Source organism: Streptomyces nitrosporeus, assembly GCF_008704555.1.
Taxonomy (GTDB): domain Bacteria; phylum Actinomycetota; class Actinomycetes; order Streptomycetales; family Streptomycetaceae; genus Streptomyces; species Streptomyces nitrosporeus.
On record NZ_CP023702.1, the window covers coordinates 6534145 to 6553270 of the forward strand.

Here is a 19126-nt window from a genome sequence, read left to right on the forward strand (position 1 = left end):
ATGAGCAAGATCCTGATCCGCGGCGCGAAGATCCTCGGCGGCGAGCCGGCCGACGTCCTCATCGACGGTGAGACCATCGCCCGGGTCTCCACCGGCATCGAGGCCGGCGACGCCACCGTGATCGAGGCGGAGGGCCGCGTCCTGCTGCCCGGCCTCGTCGACCTCCACACCCACCTGCGCGAGCCCGGCCGCGAGGACTCCGAGACCGTCCTCACCGGGACCAGGGCCGCGGCGGCGGGCGGCTTCACCGCCGTCCACGCCATGGCCAACACCTTCCCCGTCGCCGACACCGCCGGCGTGGTCGAGCAGGTCTGGCGGCTCGGCAGGGAGTCCGGCTACTGCGACGTGCAGCCCGTCGGCGCCGTCACCGTCGGCCTGGAGGGCAAGCAGCTCGCCGAACTCGGCGCCATGCACGACTCCGCGGCCGGTGTGAAGGTCTTCTCCGACGACGGCAAGTGCGTCGACGACGCCGTGATCATGCGCCGGGCCCTGGAGTACGTGAAGGCCTTCGACGGCGTCGTCGCCCAGCACGCCCAGGAACCCCGCCTCACCGAGGGCGCCCAGATGAACGAGGGCGTCGTCTCGGCCGAGCTCGGCCTCGGCGGCTGGCCCGCCGTCGCCGAGGAGTCGATCATCGCCCGCGACGTGCTGCTCGCCGCACACGTCGGTTCCCGCGTGCACATCTGCCACCTGTCGACCGCCGGCTCCGTCGAGATCGTCCGCTGGGCCAAGTCCAAGGGCTGGAACGTCACCGCCGAGGTCACCCCGCACCACCTGCTCCTCACCGACGAGCTGGTGCGGTCCTACGACCCGGTCTACAAGGTCAACCCGCCGCTGCGCACCGAGGCCGACGTGATGGCCCTGCGCGAGGCGCTCGCCGACGGCACGATCGACTGCGTCGCCACCGACCACGCCCCGCACCCGCACGAGGACAAGGACTGCGAGTGGGCCGCCGCCGCCATGGGCATGGTCGGCCTGGAGACCGCGCTCTCCGTCGTCCAGCACACCATGGTGGACACCGGCCTCATCGACTGGGCGGGCGTCGCCGACCGCATGTCCGTCCGCCCCGCGGCCATCGGCCGGCTCGGCGGACACGGCCGGCCCGTCTCGGCGGGTGAGCCCGCCAACCTCACCCTGGTCGATCCGTCATACCGTGGAGCAGTGGACCCCGCGGGCTTCGCCTCCCGCAGCCGCAACACCCCCTACAAGGGCCGCGAGCTGCCGGGACGCGTCACCCACACCTTCCTGCGGGGCCGTGCCACGGTCGTCGACGGGAAGCTCGCGTGACAACACTGAACACCCTCCACCAACTGGCCGCCGAGCAGAGGTCGGCCGAGGTGACGGACTGGTCCGCCCGCGTCAGCTGGGTCATCGGCCTGGCGGTCTTCATCGCCTTCGTCTACTGGCTGATGCGCCAGGGATGGAAATGGCGCGGAAGCCTCCAGTCCGGCCTGCCCGCCCTCGCCACCACCCCCGAAGGATTCGCCGACCGCGAGCCCCTGCTCACGCTCAGCGGCCGCTACCACGCCTCGACGACCGCCGGACAGTGGCTCGACCGGATCGTCGCGCACGGCCTCGGCACCCGCAGCCGGGCCGAGCTCACCCTCACCGGCGAGGGCCTCGACGTCCGCCGCCCCGGAGCCGCCGACTTCTTCGTCCCGGCCGGCGCCCTGCGCGAAGCCCGGCTCGACAAGGCGCTCGCCGGGAAGGTCCTGCCCGAGGGCGGCCTCCTGGTCATCACCTGGGCCCACGGCGAGACCCTGATCGACTCCGGGTTCCGCTCCGACCACGCGGCCGAGCACCAGGCCTGGGTCGACGCCGTCAACCACCTCACCAGCACTACGGAAGGCACCGCACGATGACGACCTCCACCCGGGGAGCCGGAAAAGCTCCCGCCGTACTCGTCCTGGAGGACGGCCGCTCCTTCCGCGGCCGCGCCTACGGGGCCGTGGGGGAGACCTTCGGCGAGGCCGTGTTCTCCACCGGGATGACCGGCTACCAGGAGACACTGACCGATCCCTCCTACCACCGCCAGGTCGTCGTCATGACGGCCCCGCACGTCGGCAACACCGGCGTGAACGACGAGGACGCCGAGTCCAAGCGGATCTGGGTCTCCGGATACGTCGTACGCGACCCCGCGCGCGTCCCGTCCAACTGGCGCTCCCGCCGCTCCCTGGACGAGGAACTCGCCGCCCAGGGCGTCGTCGGCATCAGCGGCATCGACACCCGCGCCCTCACCCGCCACCTGCGCGAGCGCGGCGCCATGCGCGTCGGCATCTTCTCCGGCAACGCAGTCCAGGACGAGGGCGTACTCCTCGCCAAGGTCCGCCAGGCCCCGGAGATGAAGGGCGCCGACCTCTCCGCGGAGGTCGCCACCGAGCAGGCCTACGTCGTCCCCGCCGCCGGCACGAAGAAGTTCACCGTCGCCGCGATCGACCTCGGCATCAAGGGCATGACCCCGCACCGCATGGCCGAGCGCGGCATCGAGGTGCACGTCCTGCCCGCCACCGCCACCCTCGACGAGGTCTACGCGGTGCGGCCCGACGGCGTCTTCTTCTCCAACGGCCCCGGCGACCCCGCGACCGCCGACCACCCCGTCGCCCTCATGCGGGGCGTCCTGGAGCGGAAGACCCCGCTCTTCGGCATCTGCTTCGGCAATCAGATCCTGGGCCGCGCCCTCGGCTTCGGCACCTACAAGCTGAAGTACGGCCACCGCGGCATCAACCAGCCCGTGCAGGACCGCACGACGGGCAAGGTCGAGGTCACCGCGCACAACCACGGCTTCGCCGTCGACGCCCCCCTCGACAAGGTCTCCGACACGGAGTTCGGCCGCGCCGAGGTCTCCCACGTCTGCCTGAACGACCAGGTGGTCGAGGGCCTCCAGCTGCTCGACCAGCCGGCCTTCAGCGTCCAGTACCACCCCGAGGCCGCCGCCGGCCCGCACGACGCCGCGTACCTCTTCGACCGCTTCGTATCCCTGATGGAGGGCCAGCGTGCCTAAGCGCTCCGATATCCAGTCCGTCCTGGTCATCGGCTCCGGCCCGATCGTCATCGGGCAGGCCGCCGAGTTCGACTACTCCGGCACCCAGGCCTGCCGCGTCCTCAAGTCCGAGGGCCTGCGGGTCATCCTGGTGAACTCCAACCCCGCGACGATCATGACCGATCCGGAGATCGCCGACGCCACCTACGTCGAGCCGATCACCCCCGAGTTCGTCGAGAAGATCATCGCCAAGGAGCGCCCCGACGCGCTGCTCCCCACCCTCGGCGGCCAGACCGCGCTCAACACCGCGATCTCCATGCACGAGAACGGCGTACTGGAGAAGTACGGCGTCGAGCTCATCGGCGCCAACGTCGAGGCCATCAACAAGGGCGAGGACCGCGAGCTCTTCAAGGGCGTCGTCGAGGCCGTCAAGGCCAGGATCGGGCACGGCGAGTCCGCCCGCTCGGTCATCTGCCACTCCATGGACGACGTCCTGGCGGGCGTCGACACCCTCGGCGGCTACCCCGTCGTCGTCCGCCCCTCCTTCACCATGGGCGGCGCCGGCTCCGGCTTCGCCCACGACGAGGAGGAGCTGCGCCGCATCGCCGGACAGGGCCTCACGCTCTCCCCGACCACCGAGGTGCTCCTGGAGGAGTCCATCCTCGGCTGGAAGGAGTACGAGCTGGAGCTGATGCGCGACAGGAACGACAACGTCGTGGTCGTCTGCTCCATCGAGAACTTCGACCCGATGGGCGTCCACACCGGCGACTCCATCACCGTCGCCCCCGCGATGACCCTCACCGACCGCGAGTACCAGCGGCTCCGCGACATCGGCATCGCGATCATCCGCGAGGTCGGCGTCGACACCGGCGGCTGCAACATCCAGTTCGCGGTGAACCCGGACGACGGCCGCATCATCGTCATCGAGATGAACCCGCGCGTCTCGCGCTCCTCGGCCCTGGCCTCGAAGGCCACCGGCTTCCCGATCGCCAAGATCGCCGCCAAGCTGGCCGTCGGCTACACCCTCGACGAGATCCCCAACGACATCACCGAGAAGACCCCGGCCTCCTTCGAGCCGACCCTCGACTACGTCGTCGTCAAGGCCCCCCGCTTCGCCTTCGAGAAGTTCCCCTCCGCCGACTCCACCCTCACCACCACCATGAAGTCGGTGGGCGAGGCCATGGCGATCGGCCGCAACTTCACCGAGGCCCTCCAGAAGGCCCTGCGCTCGCTGGAGAAGAAGGGCTCGCAGTTCACCTTCACCGGGGAGCCCGGCGACAAGGACCAGCTGCTGGCCGAGGCGGTCCGCCCGACCGACGGCCGCATCAACACCGTGATGCAGGCGATCCGGGCCGGCGCCACGCAGGAAGAGGTCTTCGACGCCACGAAGATCGACCCCTGGTTCGTCGACCAGCTCTTCCTGATCAAGGAACTCGCCGACGAGCTCGCCGCCGCCGAGCGCCTCGACACCACCCTGCTCGCCGAGGCCAAGCGGCACGGCTTCTCCGACGCCCAGATCGCCGGCATCCGGGACCTGGGCGAGGACGTCGTCCGCGAGGTCCGGCACGCGCTCGGCGTCCGCCCGGTCTACAAGACGGTCGACACCTGCGCCGCCGAGTTCGCCGCGAAGACGCCGTACTTCTACTCCTCCTACGACGAGGAGAGCGAGGTCGCGCCCCGCACCAAGCCCGCGGTGATCATCCTGGGCTCCGGCCCGAACCGCATCGGCCAGGGCATCGAGTTCGACTACTCCTGCGTCCACGCCTCCTTCGCGCTGAGCGACGCGGGCTACGAGACCGTCATGGTCAACTGCAACCCGGAGACCGTCTCCACCGACTACGACACCTCCGACCGGCTCTACTTCGAGCCGCTCACCCTGGAGGACGTCCTGGAGATCGTGCACGCCGAGTCGCTGGCCGGCCCGATCGCCGGTGTGATCGTCCAGCTCGGCGGCCAGACCCCGCTCGGCCTCTCGCAGGCCCTCAAGGACAACGGTGTACCGGTCGTCGGCACCTCCCCGGAGGCCATCCACGCCGCCGAGGACCGCGGCGCCTTCGGCCGGGTGCTCGCCGAGGCCGGCCTGCCCGCCCCCAAGCACGGCACCGCCACCACCTTCGCCGAGGCCAAGGCCATCGCCGACGAGATCGGCTACCCCGTCCTCGTACGCCCCAGTTACGTGCTCGGCGGACGCGGCATGGAGATCGTCTACGACGAGACCCGGCTCTCCGCCTACATCGCCGAATCCACCGAGATCAGCCCCACCCGGCCGGTCCTGGTCGACCGCTTCCTCGACGACGCCATCGAGATCGACGTCGACGCCCTCTACGACGGCACCGAGCTCTACCTCGGCGGCGTCATGGAGCACATCGAGGAAGCCGGCATCCACTCCGGCGACTCCGCCTGCGCCCTGCCCCCGATCACGCTCGGCGGCTTCGACATCAAGCGGCTGCGCGCCTCCACCGAGGGCATCGCCAAGGGCGTCGGGGTCCGCGGACTGATCAACATCCAGTTCGCGCTCTCCGGCGACATCCTCTACGTCCTGGAGGCCAACCCGCGCGCCTCGCGGACCGTGCCCTTCACCTCGAAGGCCACCGCGGTCCCGCTCGCCAAGGCCGCCGCCCGCATCTCGCTGGGCGCGACCGTCGCCGAGCTGCGCGAGGAGGGCCTGCTGCCGAGGAGCGGCGACGGCGGCACCCTGCCGCTGGACGCGCCGATCTCCGTCAAGGAGGCCGTCATGCCGTGGTCGCGCTTCCGCGACATCCACGGCCGCGGCGTCGATACCGTCCTCGGCCCGGAGATGCGCTCCACCGGCGAGGTCATGGGCATCGACTCGGCCTTCGGCACGGCCTACGCCAAGTCGCAGGCCGGCGCCTACGGCCCGCTGCCCACCACAGGCCGCGCCTTCATCTCCGTCGCCAACCGCGACAAGCGCTCGATGATCTTCCCGGCCCGTGAACTCGTCGCCCACGGCTTCGAGCTGCTGGCCACCTCCGGCACCGCCGAGATCCTGAAGCGCAACGGCATCGACGCCACCGTCGTGCGCAAGCAGTCCGAGGGCGAGGGCCCGAACGGCGAGAAGACCATCGTCCAGCTCATCCACGAGGGTGCGGTCGACCTCATCGTCAACACCCCCTACGGCACCGGCGGACGGCTCGACGGCTACGAGATCCGCACCGCGGCCGTCGCACGGGCCGTGCCCTGCCTCACCACGGTCCAGGCGCTCGCCGCCGCCGTCCAGGGCATCGACGCGCTCACCCACGGCGACGTCGGCGTACGTTCCCTCCAGGAACACGCGGAACAGCTGACAGCGGCCCGAGACTGAGGGCTGTCCCGTACTTCCTGGTGGGCGTGCGACGACAGTCACGGCACCTCGCGGCGTTGGCGGAACGTCCGCATACTCCCCCAGTGGCTTCGCCCGGGGGTACCCCCATACGTATGCGGACGCCCCTTCGCCTTGCGATGTTCCCCCACAGCCTGAACGGTGCGGGAGGGACCCCCACCGTCTGACGCCGCACGCCGATCCACCACGCATTACGGGACAACCCCTAGGAAAGCCCGGCAGGGGGACACCGGAAACGGTGTCCCCCTCTTCATGAGGACACCCGAGATGTACAAACTCTTCTTCCAGCTGGTCTTCACGAGGATGGACCCGGAGCAGGCCCACCACCTCGCCTTCCGCTGGATCCGCCTCGCCGCCCGGATCCCGGTGCTGCGCACCTTCGCCGCCGCCGCGCTCGCCCCCCGCCACGAGGAACTGCGCACCGAGGCGTTCGGACTGCGGATGCACGGGCCGTTCGGGCTGGCCGCCGGCTTCGACAAGAACGCCGTCGCCATCGACGGCATGGCGATGCTCGGCTTCGACCACATCGAGATCGGCACGGTCACCGGCGAGCCCCAGCCCGGCAACCCGAAGAAGCGGCTCTTCCGGCTCGTCGCGGACCGGGCCCTGATCAACCGCATGGGCTTCAACAACGAAGGCTCCGCCGCCGTCGCCCGGCGCCTGGCCGCGCGCACGCCCGTCTTCCGCACGGTGGTCGGTGTCAACATCGGCAAGACCAAGGCCGTCCCCGAGGCGGAGGCCGTGGGGGACTACGTGAAGTCCACCGAGCGGCTCGCCGCCCACGCCGACTACCTCGTCGTCAACGTCTCCTCGCCCAACACCCCAGGCCTGCGCGACCTCCAGGCCACTGAGGCGCTGCGCCCGCTGCTCACCGCCGTACGCGAGGCCGCGGACCGCACGGTCCCCGGCCGCCGGGTGCCGCTGCTCGTCAAGATCGCGCCCGACCTCGCCGACGAGGACATCGACGCGGTCGCCGACCTCGCCGTCGAACTCGGCCTGGACGGCATCATCGCCACCAACACCACCATCGCCCGCGAGGGCCTCGGCCTGGCCTCCCCGCCGTCCCTGACGAAGGAGACCGGCGGACTCTCCGGCGCCCCCCTCAAGGAGCGCTCGCTGGCGGTCCTCAGCCGCCTGTACGCCCGTGTGGGGGACCGGATCACCCTGGTCGGTGTCGGCGGCATCGAGAGCGCCGAGGACGCCTGGCAGCGCATCCTGGCCGGCGCCACGCTGGTCCAGGGCTACAGCGCCTTCGTCTACGAGGGCCCCTTCTACGCCCGAGCGATCCACAAGGGGCTGGCGGCCCGCCTGGCGGCCTCCCCGTACGCCACCCTCGCCGACGCCGTCGGCGCCCGGACACGGAAGGCCGCGCAGTGACCCCCGAACCCTTCGGCGCCCGGCTGCGCCACGCCATGGACACCCGCGGACCGCTCTGCGTCGGCATCGACCCGCACGCCTCGCTCCTCACCTCCTGGGGCCTGGGCGACGACGTCGCGGGCCTGGAGCGCTTCACCCGTACGGTCGTCGAGGCCCTCGCCGACCGGGTCGCGGTGCTCAAGCCGCAGTCCGCGTTCTTCGAGCGCTTCGGCTCGCGCGGCATCGCCGTGCTGGAGAAGGCCGTCGAGGAGGCGCGGGCCGCCGGGGCGCTGGTCCTGATGGACGCCAAGCGCGGTGACATCGGCTCCACGATGGCCGCCTACGCGGCCACCTACCTCGACAAGGACTCCCCGCTCTTCTCCGACGCGGTCACCCTCTCGCCGTACCTCGGCTTCGGCTCGCTGCGCCCGGCGCTGGACGCCGCCGCGGTCTCCGGCGCGGGGGTCTTCGTCCTCGCCCTCACCTCCAACCCGGAGGGCCCCGAGGTCCAGCGGGCCACCGCCGCGGACGGCCGGCCGCTGGCCCAGGTGATGCTGGACCACATGGCCGCCGAGAACGCCGGGGCGACGCCGCTCGGATCCGTCGGCGCGGTGGTCGGCGCCACCCTGGCCGACGCCGGGGTTGACCTGGCGGTCAACGGCCCGCTGCTGGCCCCCGGCATCGGCGCCCAGGGCGCCACGCCGGCGGATCTGCCCCGCGTCTTCGGCGCCGCGGTGCGCAACGTGGTGCCCAGCGTGAGCCGGGGCGTGCTGCGCCACGGGCCGGACGCGTCAGGGCTGCGCGAAGCCGCAGCACGGTTCGCGGACGAGGTCCGAACGGCCGTGCCGGAAAGCTGACCATGCCACGTAACAGCGGGTTGACGGAATCCTGACCAAAAAACAGGGTTGTTATGTCCGGAAAGTCCCGGTCGGCGGAGGCTGACCAGGACTTTTCGTTCATTCTCGCTGACTCAGGCGGCCATGGCCGCTAGTCTCCGTCGAGAGCCGACGAGTACAACTCGTCCGTTGCTCACCAGGTGGGGAGCCATGGGGTTTCCCGCCGGTCCGTATCCGACAGATCGACATCCGAGGTGACGTAGGCGTGGCTCTTCCGCCCCTTACCCCTGAACAGCGCGCAGCCGCGCTCGAAAAGGCCGCCGCGGCTCGCCGGGAGCGGGCCGAGGTCAAGAATCGACTCAAGCACTCCGGCGCCTCGCTCCAAGAGGTCATCAAGCAGGGCCAGGAGAACGACGTCATCGGCAAGATGAAGGTCTCCGCTCTTCTCGAGTCCCTGCCGGGCGTGGGCAAGGTCCGCGCCAAGCAGATCATGGAGCGGCTCGGTATCTCCGAGAGCCGGCGGGTCCGGGGTCTCGGCTCCAACCAGATCGCATCCCTGGAGCGTGAGTTCGGCGGCACCGCCGCCTGACGTTCTCAGGCACTCCTGAGAACCTGGATAATCGCTCCATGGCTGCAACATCCCGGGGGACGTCCCCCGTACCCCCGGACGTACGTCCGCGGCTGACCGTGCTCTCCGGCCCCTCAGGGGTCGGCAAGAGCACGGTCGTCGCCCATATGCGCTCGGTCCACCCCGAGGTCTGGCTCTCGGTCTCCGCCACGACGCGCAAGCCGCGACCCGGCGAACGCGACGGTGTGCACTACTTCTTCGTGGACGACGAGGAGTTCGACAAGCTGATCGCCAACGGCGAGCTGCTGGAGTGGGCCGAGTTCGCCGGCAACCGGTACGGCACGCCGCGCCGGGCCGTGCTCGACCGCCTGGAGGCGGGCGAGCCGGTACTGCTGGAGATCGACCTCCAGGGCGCCCGGCTGGTCCGCCAGTCGATGCCCGAGGCGCGGCTGGTCTTCCTGGCCCCGCCCAGCTGGGAGGAGCTGGTGCGCCGGCTCACCGGCCGGGGCACCGAGGCCCCGGACGTGATCGAGCGCAGGCTCGCCGCGGCGAGGACCGAGCTGGCCGCCGAGGCGGAGTTCGACACCACGCTCGTCAACACCTCCGTCGAGGACGTGGCGCGCGAGCTGCTAACGTTGATGCTGCAGGCTTCCGGCCTCTCCGGCACCGGCGACTGACCTCACCGGCAACCGGCCCCACCGGCCGGTCGACGCCCCGGCCGAACCCCTCGGCCGACGGCCGCGGAGGCAGAGCGGACGCAGAGCACCATCCCTGCGGAACCGGACAGCACCACCGCGGAACCAGCATGATCAAAGATCTCTTTGATCTCGATCCCCTTCGGAAGGCAGAGAGTGTCCTCTTCCATCACCACGCCCGAGGGCATCATCAACCCGCCGATTGATGAGCTCCTCGAGGCCACCGACTCGAAGTACAGCCTCGTGATCTACGCCGCCAAGCGTGCGCGCCAGATCAACGCGTACTACTCGCAGCTCGGTGAAGGCCTCCTCGAGTACGTCGGTCCGCTCGTCGACACCCACGTGCACGAGAAGCCGCTCTCGATCGCGCTGCGCGAGATCAACGCGGGCCTGCTGACCTCCGAGGCCATCGAGGGCCCCGCGCAGTAAGCAGTGCCCGCGCCCCCGCACCGGCGGGGGAAGACGCGCCCCCACCTCAGGCCCGGCGGCCCGCCCGCCGGGCCTGAGGCGTGTCCGGGCCGGGGCCGTCGCGGGCGGCGCGGGGCGGTGAGGCAGCATGGAGCCCGTATGCCATGGTGCCGCCCACCGGCCGGGGTGCGCGGAGGATCACGAGTGCGGGAGACGCAGTGGACAAACCGAAGGTCGTCCTGGGGGTCAGTGGGGGCATCGCCGCCTACAAGGCGTGCGAGCTGCTGCGCAGGCTGACCGAGTCGGGGCACGACGTACGGGTCGTACCGACCGGCGCGGCGCTGAACTTCGTGGGCGCGGCCACCTGGTCGGCGCTCTCCGGCCATCCGGTGTCCACCGAGGTCTGGGACGGCGTGCACGAGGTGCCGCACGTCCGGACCGGCCAGGGCGCCGACCTGGTGGTGGTCGCCCCCGCCACCGCGGACATGCTGGCCAAGGCCGCCCACGGACTGGCCGACGACCTGCTGACCAACACCCTGCTGACCGCCCGCTGTCCGGTCGTCTTCGCCCCCGCGATGCACACCGAGATGTGGGAGCACCCCGCCACCCGGGAGAACGTGGCGACGCTGCGGCGCCGGGGCGCCGTCGTCATCGAGCCCGCCGTCGGCCGGCTGACCGGCGCGGACACCGGCAAGGGGCGGCTGCCCGACCCCGGCGAGATCTTCGAGGTCTGCCGCCGGGTGCTGTCCCGGGGCTCCGCCGTCCCCGACCTGGCCGGCCGCCATGTGGTGATCAGCGCCGGCGGGACCCGGGAGCCCCTCGACCCGGTCCGCTACCTCGGCAACCGCTCCTCCGGCAAGCAGGGCTACGCCCTGGCCCGCACCGCGGTGGCCCGCGGCGCCCGGACGACCCTGATCGGGGCGAACACCGCACTGCCCGACCCGGCCGGGGCCGACGTCCTGCGGGTGGGGACGGCCCTGGAGCTGCGCGAGGCGGTGCGGAAGGCGGCGGCCGACGCGGACGTGGTGGTGATGGCGGCGGCGGTCGCCGATTTCCGGCCCGCCGAGTACGCCACGGGCAAGATCAAGAAGAAGGACGGCCAGGAGCCGGCCCCCCTCGTGCTGGTCCGCAACCCCGACATCCTCGCGGAGGTCTCCGCCGGGCGCGCCCGGGCCGGGCAGCTCGTCGTCGGATTCGCCGCCGAGACCGACGACGTCCTCGCCAACGGCCGCCACAAGCTCCGCCGCAAGGGCTGTGACCTGCTGGTCGTCAACGAGGTCGGGGAGGACAAGACCTTCGGTTCCGAGGAGAACGAAGCCGTGGTGCTCGGAGCGGACGGCTCCGAGACGGCTGTTCCGTACGGCCCCAAGGAAGTGCTCGCCGACGTGGTGTGGGACCTGGTGGCGGCCCGGCTCGGCTGATCCGGCCCCTTCGCCGGCCGCGTCCGCGGGCGGCGCGAGAGGGGAGAACCCGCCGGAATCCGGGCCGGGGCGCACGGATTCCGGCCCGGCGGGGGATACTCGGACGAGCACGTGCCTGACCCGTGGGTAAAGAGTGATTTTCGTACCGTGGTCAACGGTGTGGCAGGTCACAGATCTCCCAAGGGGCGAGACACGTGACCCAATCACCGGAAGCGACCGATAAACTGGCCGCCGGACGTGCCGGGCGCAGCTCCCGGTGGTCCACCAATGATCAGCCAGCAGCCGCTGCAACCACAGGGAGCGATGTGTCCCGCCGTCTCTTCACCTCGGAGTCTGTCACCGAGGGTCATCCCGACAAGATCGCCGATCAGATCAGCGACACCGTTCTCGATGCGCTTCTGCGTGAGGATCCTTCTTCGCGTGTGGCGGTCGAGACCCTGATCACTACGGGTCTCGTGCATGTTGCGGGAGAGGTCACGACCAAGGCTTATGCCGATATTCCCACTCTTGTGCGTAACAAGGTGCTGGAGATCGGTTACGACTCCTCGAAGAAGGGTTTCGACGGGGCTTCGTGTGGTGTTTCGGTGTCCATCGGGGCGCAGTCGCCGGACATCGCGCAGGGTGTGGACACCGCGTACGAGAAGCGGGTCGAGGGGGATGAGGACGAGCTCGACAAGCAGGGTGCCGGTGATCAGGGGCTGATGTTCGGGTATGCCTGTGATGAGACGCCGGAGTTGATGCCGTTGCCGATTCATCTGGCGCACCGGTTGTCGCGGCGGTTGTCGGAGGTGCGTAAGAACGGGACGATTCCGTATCTGCGGCCGGACGGCAAGACGCAGGTGACGATCGAGTACGACGGTGACAAGGCGGTGCGTCTGGACACGGTGGTGGTGTCTTCGCAGCATGCTTCGGACATCGATCTGGATTCGTTGCTGGCGCCTGACATCCGTGAGTTCGTGGTGGAGCATGTGCTGGGTCAGCTGGTGGGGGACGGTATCAAGCTGGATACCGAGGGTTACCGGTTGTTGGTGAATCCGACGGGGCGTTTCGAGATCGGTGGGCCGATGGGGGATGCGGGTCTGACCGGGCGGAAGATCATCATTGACACCTACGGGGGTTATGCCCGTCATGGTGGTGGTGCTTTCTCGGGGAAGGATCCGTCGAAGGTGGACCGTTCGGCGGCGTACGCGATGCGGTGGGTCGCCAAGAACGTGGTGGCCGCGGGGCTGGCGGCGCGGTGTGAGGTCCAGGTCGCGTATGCGATCGGGAAGGCGGAGCCGGTGGGTCTGTTCGTGGAGACCTTCGGTACGGCGACGGTGGACACGGAGCGGATCGAGCACGCGATCGGTGAGGTCTTCGATCTGCGTCCGGCGGCGATCATCCGTGATCTCGATCTGCTGCGTCCGATCTACGCGCAGACCGCGGCGTACGGTCACTTCGGGCGTGAGCTGCCCGACTTCACGTGGGAACGCACCGACCGCATCGACGCACTGCGTGAGGCCGCCGGCCTGTAGGACGGCCCGCCGTTTCCGTACACCGGGGCCCGGACACCGCGCAGGCGGTGCCCGGGCCCCGGCGCGTGCCCCGGGGGCGCGGGGTCCGGGAGCGGGGCGGCGCTGTCGGTGGCCTCTGGTAGGAAGGATGCCGTGAGCAGCGACGACGAGCGGTCCGACGAGCCCGGCACAGGACAGCCGGAGCAGCTCGCGCTCATCCGGGAGACCGTCCGCCGGGCCGAGGTGCCGCGCGCGAAGCCCCGGACCTGGCGGGGCGCCGCGCTCGCCGGGAAACTGCCCGTCGCCCGCGTCCTGGTGAACAAGGGCGTGCTCCACCTCGACCAGTACTTCGACTACGCGGTGCCCGAGGAGCTCGACGCCGACGCGCAGCCCGGCGTCCGGGTCCGCGTGCGGTTCGGCGCGGGCGGCCGGCAGGTGCGCGGCGGACGCCGCGAGGGCGGCGGGCTCATCGACGGGTTCCTCGTCGAGCGCCGGGCCACCTCCGACTACCCGGGCGCTCTGGCCGCCCTCGCCTACGTCGTCTCGCCCGAGCCGGTGCTGGGGCCCGAACTGCTCGCACTCTCCCGGGCCGTCGCCGACCGCTACGCGGGCAGTCTCGCCGATGTGCTCCAGCTCGCCGTGCCCCCGAGGAACGGCAGAGCCGAGTCCAGGCCCTCGCCCGCCCCGCCGCCCCCGCCGCCCGTACCCTCGCCCGGACCGTGGGAGCGGTACGCCCAGGGCCCGGGCTTCCTGCGGGCGCTGGCCGGGGGGGAGGCGCCCCGGGCGGTGTGGACCGCGCTGCCGGGACCGCACTGGCCCGAGGAGATCGCCCGCGCCGTCGCGGCGACGCTCGCCTCGGGCCGGGGCGCCCTCGTCGTCGTACCGGACGGGCGCACGGCGGGCCGGGTGGACGCCGCGCTGACCGCTCTCCTGGGCAAGGGCCACCACGCCCTGCTCACCGCCGAGTCCGGCCCGGAGAAGCGCTACGGGCAGTGGCTCGCGGTCCGGCGCGGATCGGTGCGCGCGGTCGTCGGGACCAGGGCCGCGATGTTCGCCCCCGTCACCGGTCTAGGCCTGGTCGCCGTCTGGGACGACGGGGACTCCAGCCACAGCGACGACAACGCCCCCTTCCCGCACGTGAGGGAGGTCCTGGAGCTGCGCGCGGCGCACAGCCGGTGCGCCTTCCTGCTGGGCGGCGTCAACTGCACGGTGGAGGCGGCCCAGCTGGTCGAGAGCGGCTGGGCGCTGCCGCTGCGCCCGGACCGGGAGCAGGTCCGGATCGCGGCCCCTCTCGTCCGTACCGTCGACGACGGCGAGCTGGCACGGGACGGCGCGGCGCGCTCGGCGCGGCTGCCCAGCCTGGCCTGGCAGACCGTACGCGACGGCCTGCGCGACGGCCCCGTCCTGGTCCAGGTACCGCGCCGGGGATACGCCCCCCGCCTGGCCTGCGAGCGCTGCCGGGAGCCCGCCCGGTGCCGGCACTGCGCGGGCCCGCTCCAGGCGCCGGACCGGCAGAACCTGGAATGCGCCTGGTGCGGGCGGACCGAGACGGCCTGGAACTGCGCGGCCTGCGGGGGCACCGGACTGCGGGCGCAGATCGTCGGGGCCCGCAGGACCGCCGAGGAGCTGGGCCGGGCCTTCCCGGACGTCCCCGTACGGACCTCGGGGCGCGACCACGTCCTGGACTCCGTACCCGGACAGCCCGCGCTGGTCGTCAGCACACCCGGGGCCGAACCGGTGGCCGAGGGCGGCTACACGGCCGCGCTGCTGCTGGACGGCTGGGCGATGGTCGGCCGCCCCGACCTGCGGGCCGGGGAGGAGGCCCTGCGGCGCTGGACGGCCGCCGCCGCCCTGGTCCGCGGCCGTCCGGAGGGCGGGACGGTCGTCGTCGTCGCCGAACCGGCCCTGCGGCCCGTCCAGGCACTGGTGCGCTGGGACCCGGTCGGCCACGCCCGCCGCGAGCTCGCCGAACGCGCCGAACTCGGCTTCCCGCCGGTGTCCAGGATGGCCGCGGTCACCGGCCCGCCCGAAGCCCTCGCCGCCTTCCTGGCCACGGCGGAACTGCCTGCCGAGGCGGAGATCCTCGGACCCGTCCCGGTGCCCGCGGCGCCCACGGGCCGGCCCCGCAGGCCGGGCGACGCCCCACCGGGCGCTCCCCGGGAACGAGCTCTGGTCAGGGTCCCGCCGGGGCGCGGCGCGGCGCTCGCCGCCGCCCTGAAGGCGGCGTCGGCGGCCCGGACCGCCCGGGGGAGCGGCGATCCGGTACGCATCCGGATCGACCCGCCGGACATCGGCTGAGGCCGGGGAGCAGCCGGAGCGGCGGTGCCGCGGCCCGTTCCCCGGCCTCGGGCCACCTGGCTTCGGGGCCGCCCGGCTTCGGGCCGCCCGCCCCCCAGGGCCCGTGCGGCGCCCCGGAGGGCGCCTTTTGCCGCCGTCAGCCGTTGCGCGGCCCGGGGAAGGCCCCGGGCCGCAACTCCTCACGCGACACCGCCCCGTCGGGCGACGGCGGGGGCGGCTGCGGAGGCATCGGGCGGGCCGACGGCACGACGGGCAGCGGCTGCCCCGGGCCCGCCGCCGCGGACGCCTTACGGGGCGCGGCGCCCTCCGCCTCGGCGGCCGGAGGCTGCGGGGCGCTGCGCCGGGTGCCGTAACGACGGTGCACCGCCTGCTTGGTGACACCGAGAGCCGAACCGACCGCGTCCCACGAGAAACCGAGCGAGCGGTCGAAGTCCACCGCCGCCGTCACCAACGTCTCGACGCTGTCCCGCAGTTCCTGGGCCAGCCGGACCGTGGGGGCGGGGGCCCGGCCGTAGACGACGAAGCCCGCGGAGGGGCCGGAGCGGCGCGGACGGTAGACGTTGCCGAGCTGCGCAGTGAGGGTGCGCAGCGCGTCCACCTGCCGCCGGACCCGCTCGATGTCACGCACCAACAGGTGCAGACTGGCACGCGCTTGGGCGTCATGGGTTGCGTGGTCGGCCATGAACAAGCCTCTCGAACCGGCGTTGAGGGATCGGACCGCGTCGCGGCGGCCCACTTCGGTCAATCTCCCTTGACCAACGCGCCACCCGCCGCCGGGTCACGCATCAGGGGCGTATGCGCATATGCGCGGGGCGCGCGGACCCGTGTACGCCCCCGCCGGGCAGCGCTTCGGCGCGGAGGCCGGGACGGGGCGCGGACCACCCGCCGCCGCCCCGTGCCCTTCCCCGCAGGCCACCGGGGTCCGCCCGCGGATCAGGCCCTAGACTGGTGCGCTGCTCGTCGTCCGTTCTCCGCCGAGAGGCAGCGCGCCACCCATGAAGCTGGTCTTCGCAGGCACCCCCGAGGTCGCCGTTCCCGCCCTGGACGCCCTGATCGCCTCCGGACGCCACGAGGTGGCCGCGGTCGTCACCCGCCCCGACGCGCCCGCCGGGCGCGGACGCCGGCTGGTCGCCAGCCCCGTCGCCGAACGCGCCGAGGAGGCCGGCATCGAGGTGCTCAAGCCGGCCCGGCCGCGCGACGAGGACTTCCTCGCCCGGCTCCGGGAGATCGGGCCGGACTGCTGCCCCGTCGTCGCCTACGGCGCGCTGCTGCCCGGGGCCGCACTCGAGATCCCCGCCCACGGCTGGGTCAACCTGCACTTCTCCCTGCTCCCCGCCTGGCGCGGAGCCGCACCCGTCCAGCACGCGGTGATGGCCGGTGACGAGGTGACCGGCGCGTCGACCTTCCTGATCGAGAAGGGCCTGGACTCCGGACCGGTCTACGGGGTGCTGACCGAGGAGGTACGGCCCACGGACACCAGCGGTGACCTGCTCACCCGGCTCGCCTTCGCCGGAGCGGGACTTCTCGCCGCGACCATGGACGGCATCGAGGACGGCACCCTGCACGCCGTACCGCAGCCCGCCGAAGGCGTCACCCTCGCACCCAAGATCACCGTCGAGGACGCCCAGGTGCACTGGCAGGCCCCCGCGCTGCGGGTCGACCGGGTGGTGCGCGGCTGCACCCCAGCGCCGGGCGCCTGGACCCTCTTCCGCGGCGAACGCCTCAAGCTGGTCCAGGCCGTCCCGGTCCCCGGCCGCACCGATCTCACCCCCGGCGAACTCTCCGCGGGCAAGAACAACGTGTACGTGGGCACGGGCTCCCACGCGGTGGAACTCCTCTGGGTCCAGCCCCAGGGCAAGAAGCCGATGAAGGCCGCCGACTGGGCCAGGGGCGTACGCATCACCTCCGGCGAACTCCTGGGGGCCTGAGGGCGGGGTTTCCCGCGGCGGGTCCCGGGAGCCCGGGAGCGGCCCCGGGGGGCGGGCCGTCCGCCCCGGGGCCGTCGTAGGCTGGACGGGATCGCCCCCTCACCCTCCGCGGAGCACCTTTCACGTGAACGACCAGCAGCGTCGCCGTCCCGCCAAGCAGCACCGACGCCCCAAGAAGGACCCCGTCCGGTTCCTCGCCTTCGAAGCACTCAGGGCCGTCGACGAGCGTGACGCCTACGCCAACCTCGTGCTGCCCCCCCTGCTCAAGAAGGCCCGCGCCAAGGGGGATTTCGACAGCCGGGACGCGGCGCTCGCCACCGAGCTGGTCTACGGCACGCTGCGCCGCCAGGGCACCTACGACGCGATCGTCGCCGCGTGCGTCGACCGGCCGCTGCGCGAGGTCGACCCGCCGGTCCTCGACGTGATCGAGATGGGTGTGCACCAACTGCTCGGCACCAGGATCCCCACCCACGCGGCCGTGTCCGCCAGCGTCGAGCTGGCCAGGGTCGTCCTGGGGGAGGGGCGCGCCAAGTTCGTCAACGCGGTGCTGCGCCGGGTCACGGCCCATGACCTCGACGGCTGGACCGAGCGGGTCGCGCCCCCCTACGACGAGGACCCCGAGGAGCACCTCGCCCTCGTCCACTCCCACCCCCGCTGGGTGGTCTCCGCCCTCTGGGACGCCCTGGGCGGCGGCCGGAGCGGGATCGAGGACCTCCTGGAGGCCGACAACGAGCGGCCCGAGGTGACCCTGGTGGCCCGCCCCGGGCGCTCCACCCCCGAGGAGCTCCTCACCGCCCTCGGCGAGGAGCGCGGCCTGCCCGGCCGCTGGTCCCCCTACGCCGTACGCATGGCCGAGGGCGGCGAGCCCGGCGCCCTGGCCGCCGTACGGGAGGGCGGAGCGGGGGTGCAGGACGAGGGCAGCCAGCTCGTCGCGGCGGCGCTCGCCCACGCGCCCCTCGAAGGTGACGACACCCGCTGGCTCGACGGCTGCGCCGGCCCGGGCGGCAAGGCCGCCCTGCTCGGTGCGCTCGCGGCGGAGCGCGGCGCGGCACTGCTCGCGTCCGAGAAGCAGCCGCACCGGGCCCGACTCGTCGAACGGGCGCTGGCCGGCAACCCCGGCCCCTACCAGGTGATCACGGCGGACGGCACCCGCCCGCCGTGGCGGCCCGGCTCCTTCGACCGGGTCCTGATGGACGTACCCTGCTCCGGCCTCGGCGCGCTGCGCCGCCGCCCGGAAGCGCGCTGGCGCCGCCGCCCCGAGGACCTGGAGGGCTTCGCCCCCCTCCAGCGCGGTCTGCTGCGCGAGGCGCTGAAGGCCGTCCGGGTCGGCGGCGTGGTCGGCTACGCCACCTGCTCCCCGCACCTGGCGGAGACCCGGGTGGTGGTCGAGGACGTGCTCAAGGGGCGGGGCGGGCAGCCGGCCGAAGCGGAATGGGTGGACGCCCGGCCGCTGTTCCCCGGCGTACCGGCGCTGGGCGACGGGCCCGACGTCCAGCTCTGGCCGCATCTGCACGGCACCGACGCGATGTACCTGGCGCTGCTGCGGCGCACGGCCTGAGCGGGCGCACCGGACGCACCGGCGCCCCGGCGGGGGAGACCTCTCCGGGGCCGGCCGGAGCGCGGGGCGCCCGGCCCTGGCCTGGTTTCGGTCCTGGTTCCGGCCCGGCCCTGATCCCGGCCCTGGCCTCGCCCAGGCGGTACGGCCCCGGCTCCGGAGGTGAAAAGCCGGAAATGCGCGAACTGTAATGATCCCGTGAGGCTTTGGGACGCACCGGGGCGGGGAAGTGGCCCGGAGCATGGCAG

15 protein-coding genes are annotated in these 19126 nt (G+C 72.5%); 14 read left to right on the top strand and 1 reads right to left on the bottom strand.

Annotated features, from left to right (window positions below; all coding sequences use genetic code 11):
• From CP967_RS28955 to CP967_RS29010, 12 genes are all read left to right on the top strand, one after another.
• Positions 1-1287 (top strand): dihydroorotase, encoded by a 1287-nt coding sequence (locus tag CP967_RS28955; protein ID WP_150490794.1) that lies wholly within the window; start codon positions 1-3, stop codon positions 1285-1287.
• The gene (locus CP967_RS28960) at positions 1284-1862 is read left to right on the top strand and encodes a PH-like domain-containing protein (protein WP_150490795.1); all 579 of its coding nucleotides are present in this window, start codon (positions 1284-1286) and stop codon (positions 1860-1862) included. The genes CP967_RS28955 and CP967_RS28960 overlap by 4 nt, the downstream gene beginning before the upstream one ends.
• Positions 1859-3001 carry a glutamine-hydrolyzing carbamoyl-phosphate synthase small subunit gene (carA, locus tag CP967_RS28965; protein WP_150490796.1) on the top strand — a complete coding sequence of 381 codons (1143 nt, stop codon included), beginning with the start codon at positions 1859-1861 and terminating at the stop codon, positions 2999-3001. Before CP967_RS28960 ends, carA begins: the two co-directional genes overlap by 4 nt.
• A complete protein-coding gene (carB, locus tag CP967_RS28970) occupies positions 2994-6302 on the top strand; it encodes a carbamoyl-phosphate synthase large subunit (RefSeq protein ID WP_150490797.1) in 3309 nt (1102 codons plus the stop codon). Before carA ends, carB begins: the two co-directional genes overlap by 8 nt.
• A gap of 285 nt (positions 6303-6587) precedes the next feature.
• Positions 6588-7697, top strand: coding sequence for a quinone-dependent dihydroorotate dehydrogenase (locus CP967_RS28975; protein ID WP_150492101.1), 1110 nt, complete (start codon positions 6588-6590; stop codon positions 7695-7697).
• Positions 7694-8533, top strand: coding sequence for an orotidine-5'-phosphate decarboxylase (gene pyrF / locus CP967_RS28980; RefSeq protein WP_150490798.1), 840 nt, complete (start codon positions 7694-7696; stop codon positions 8531-8533). The genes CP967_RS28975 and pyrF overlap by 4 nt, the downstream gene beginning before the upstream one ends.
• Before the next feature lie 244 nt (positions 8534-8777).
• Complete coding sequence (locus CP967_RS28985) at positions 8778-9101, top strand: integration host factor (RefSeq protein WP_014044803.1); 324 nt, start codon at positions 8778-8780, stop codon at positions 9099-9101.
• A gap of 38 nt (positions 9102-9139) precedes the next feature.
• A complete protein-coding gene (gene gmk, locus CP967_RS28990; RefSeq protein ID WP_150490799.1) occupies positions 9140-9757 on the top strand; it encodes a guanylate kinase in 618 nt (205 codons plus the stop codon).
• Between the two features lie 174 nt (positions 9758-9931).
• Positions 9932-10204, top strand: coding sequence for a DNA-directed RNA polymerase subunit omega (gene rpoZ, locus CP967_RS28995; RefSeq protein WP_003970369.1), 273 nt, complete (start codon positions 9932-9934; stop codon positions 10202-10204).
• A gap of 197 nt (positions 10205-10401) precedes the next feature.
• Positions 10402-11604: a bifunctional phosphopantothenoylcysteine decarboxylase/phosphopantothenate--cysteine ligase CoaBC gene (coaBC, locus tag CP967_RS29000; RefSeq protein ID WP_150490800.1), complete on the top strand. Its 1203-nt coding sequence runs from the start codon at positions 10402-10404 to the stop codon at positions 11602-11604.
• Between the two features lie 305 nt (positions 11605-11909).
• On the top strand, positions 11910-13118 hold the full coding sequence (metK, locus tag CP967_RS29005; protein WP_150492102.1) for a methionine adenosyltransferase: 1209 nt from the start codon (positions 11910-11912) through the stop codon (positions 13116-13118).
• Between the two features lie 132 nt (positions 13119-13250).
• Positions 13251-15395: a primosomal protein N' gene (locus CP967_RS29010; RefSeq protein ID WP_150490801.1), complete on the top strand. Its 2145-nt coding sequence runs from the start codon at positions 13251-13253 to the stop codon at positions 15393-15395.
• A 136-nt stretch (positions 15396-15531) separates the two neighbouring features.
• On the opposite strand, the gene CP967_RS29015 is transcribed toward CP967_RS29010, so the two are convergent.
• On the bottom strand, positions 15532-16077 hold the full coding sequence (locus CP967_RS29015; RefSeq protein ID WP_150490802.1) for a hypothetical protein: 546 nt from the start codon (positions 16075-16077) through the stop codon (positions 15532-15534).
• Positions 16078-16390: 313 nt separating this feature from the next.
• Between CP967_RS29015 and fmt the strand changes: the two genes are divergently transcribed.
• The gene (gene fmt / locus CP967_RS29020) at positions 16391-17323 is read left to right on the top strand and encodes a methionyl-tRNA formyltransferase (RefSeq protein WP_150490803.1); all 933 of its coding nucleotides are present in this window, start codon (positions 16391-16393) and stop codon (positions 17321-17323) included.
• A gap of 124 nt (positions 17324-17447) precedes the next feature.
• Positions 17448-18881 (top strand): RsmB/NOP family class I SAM-dependent RNA methyltransferase, encoded by a 1434-nt coding sequence (locus CP967_RS29025; RefSeq protein WP_150490804.1) that lies wholly within the window; start codon positions 17448-17450, stop codon positions 18879-18881.
• The last annotated feature ends 245 nt before the right edge of the window (positions 18882-19126 follow it).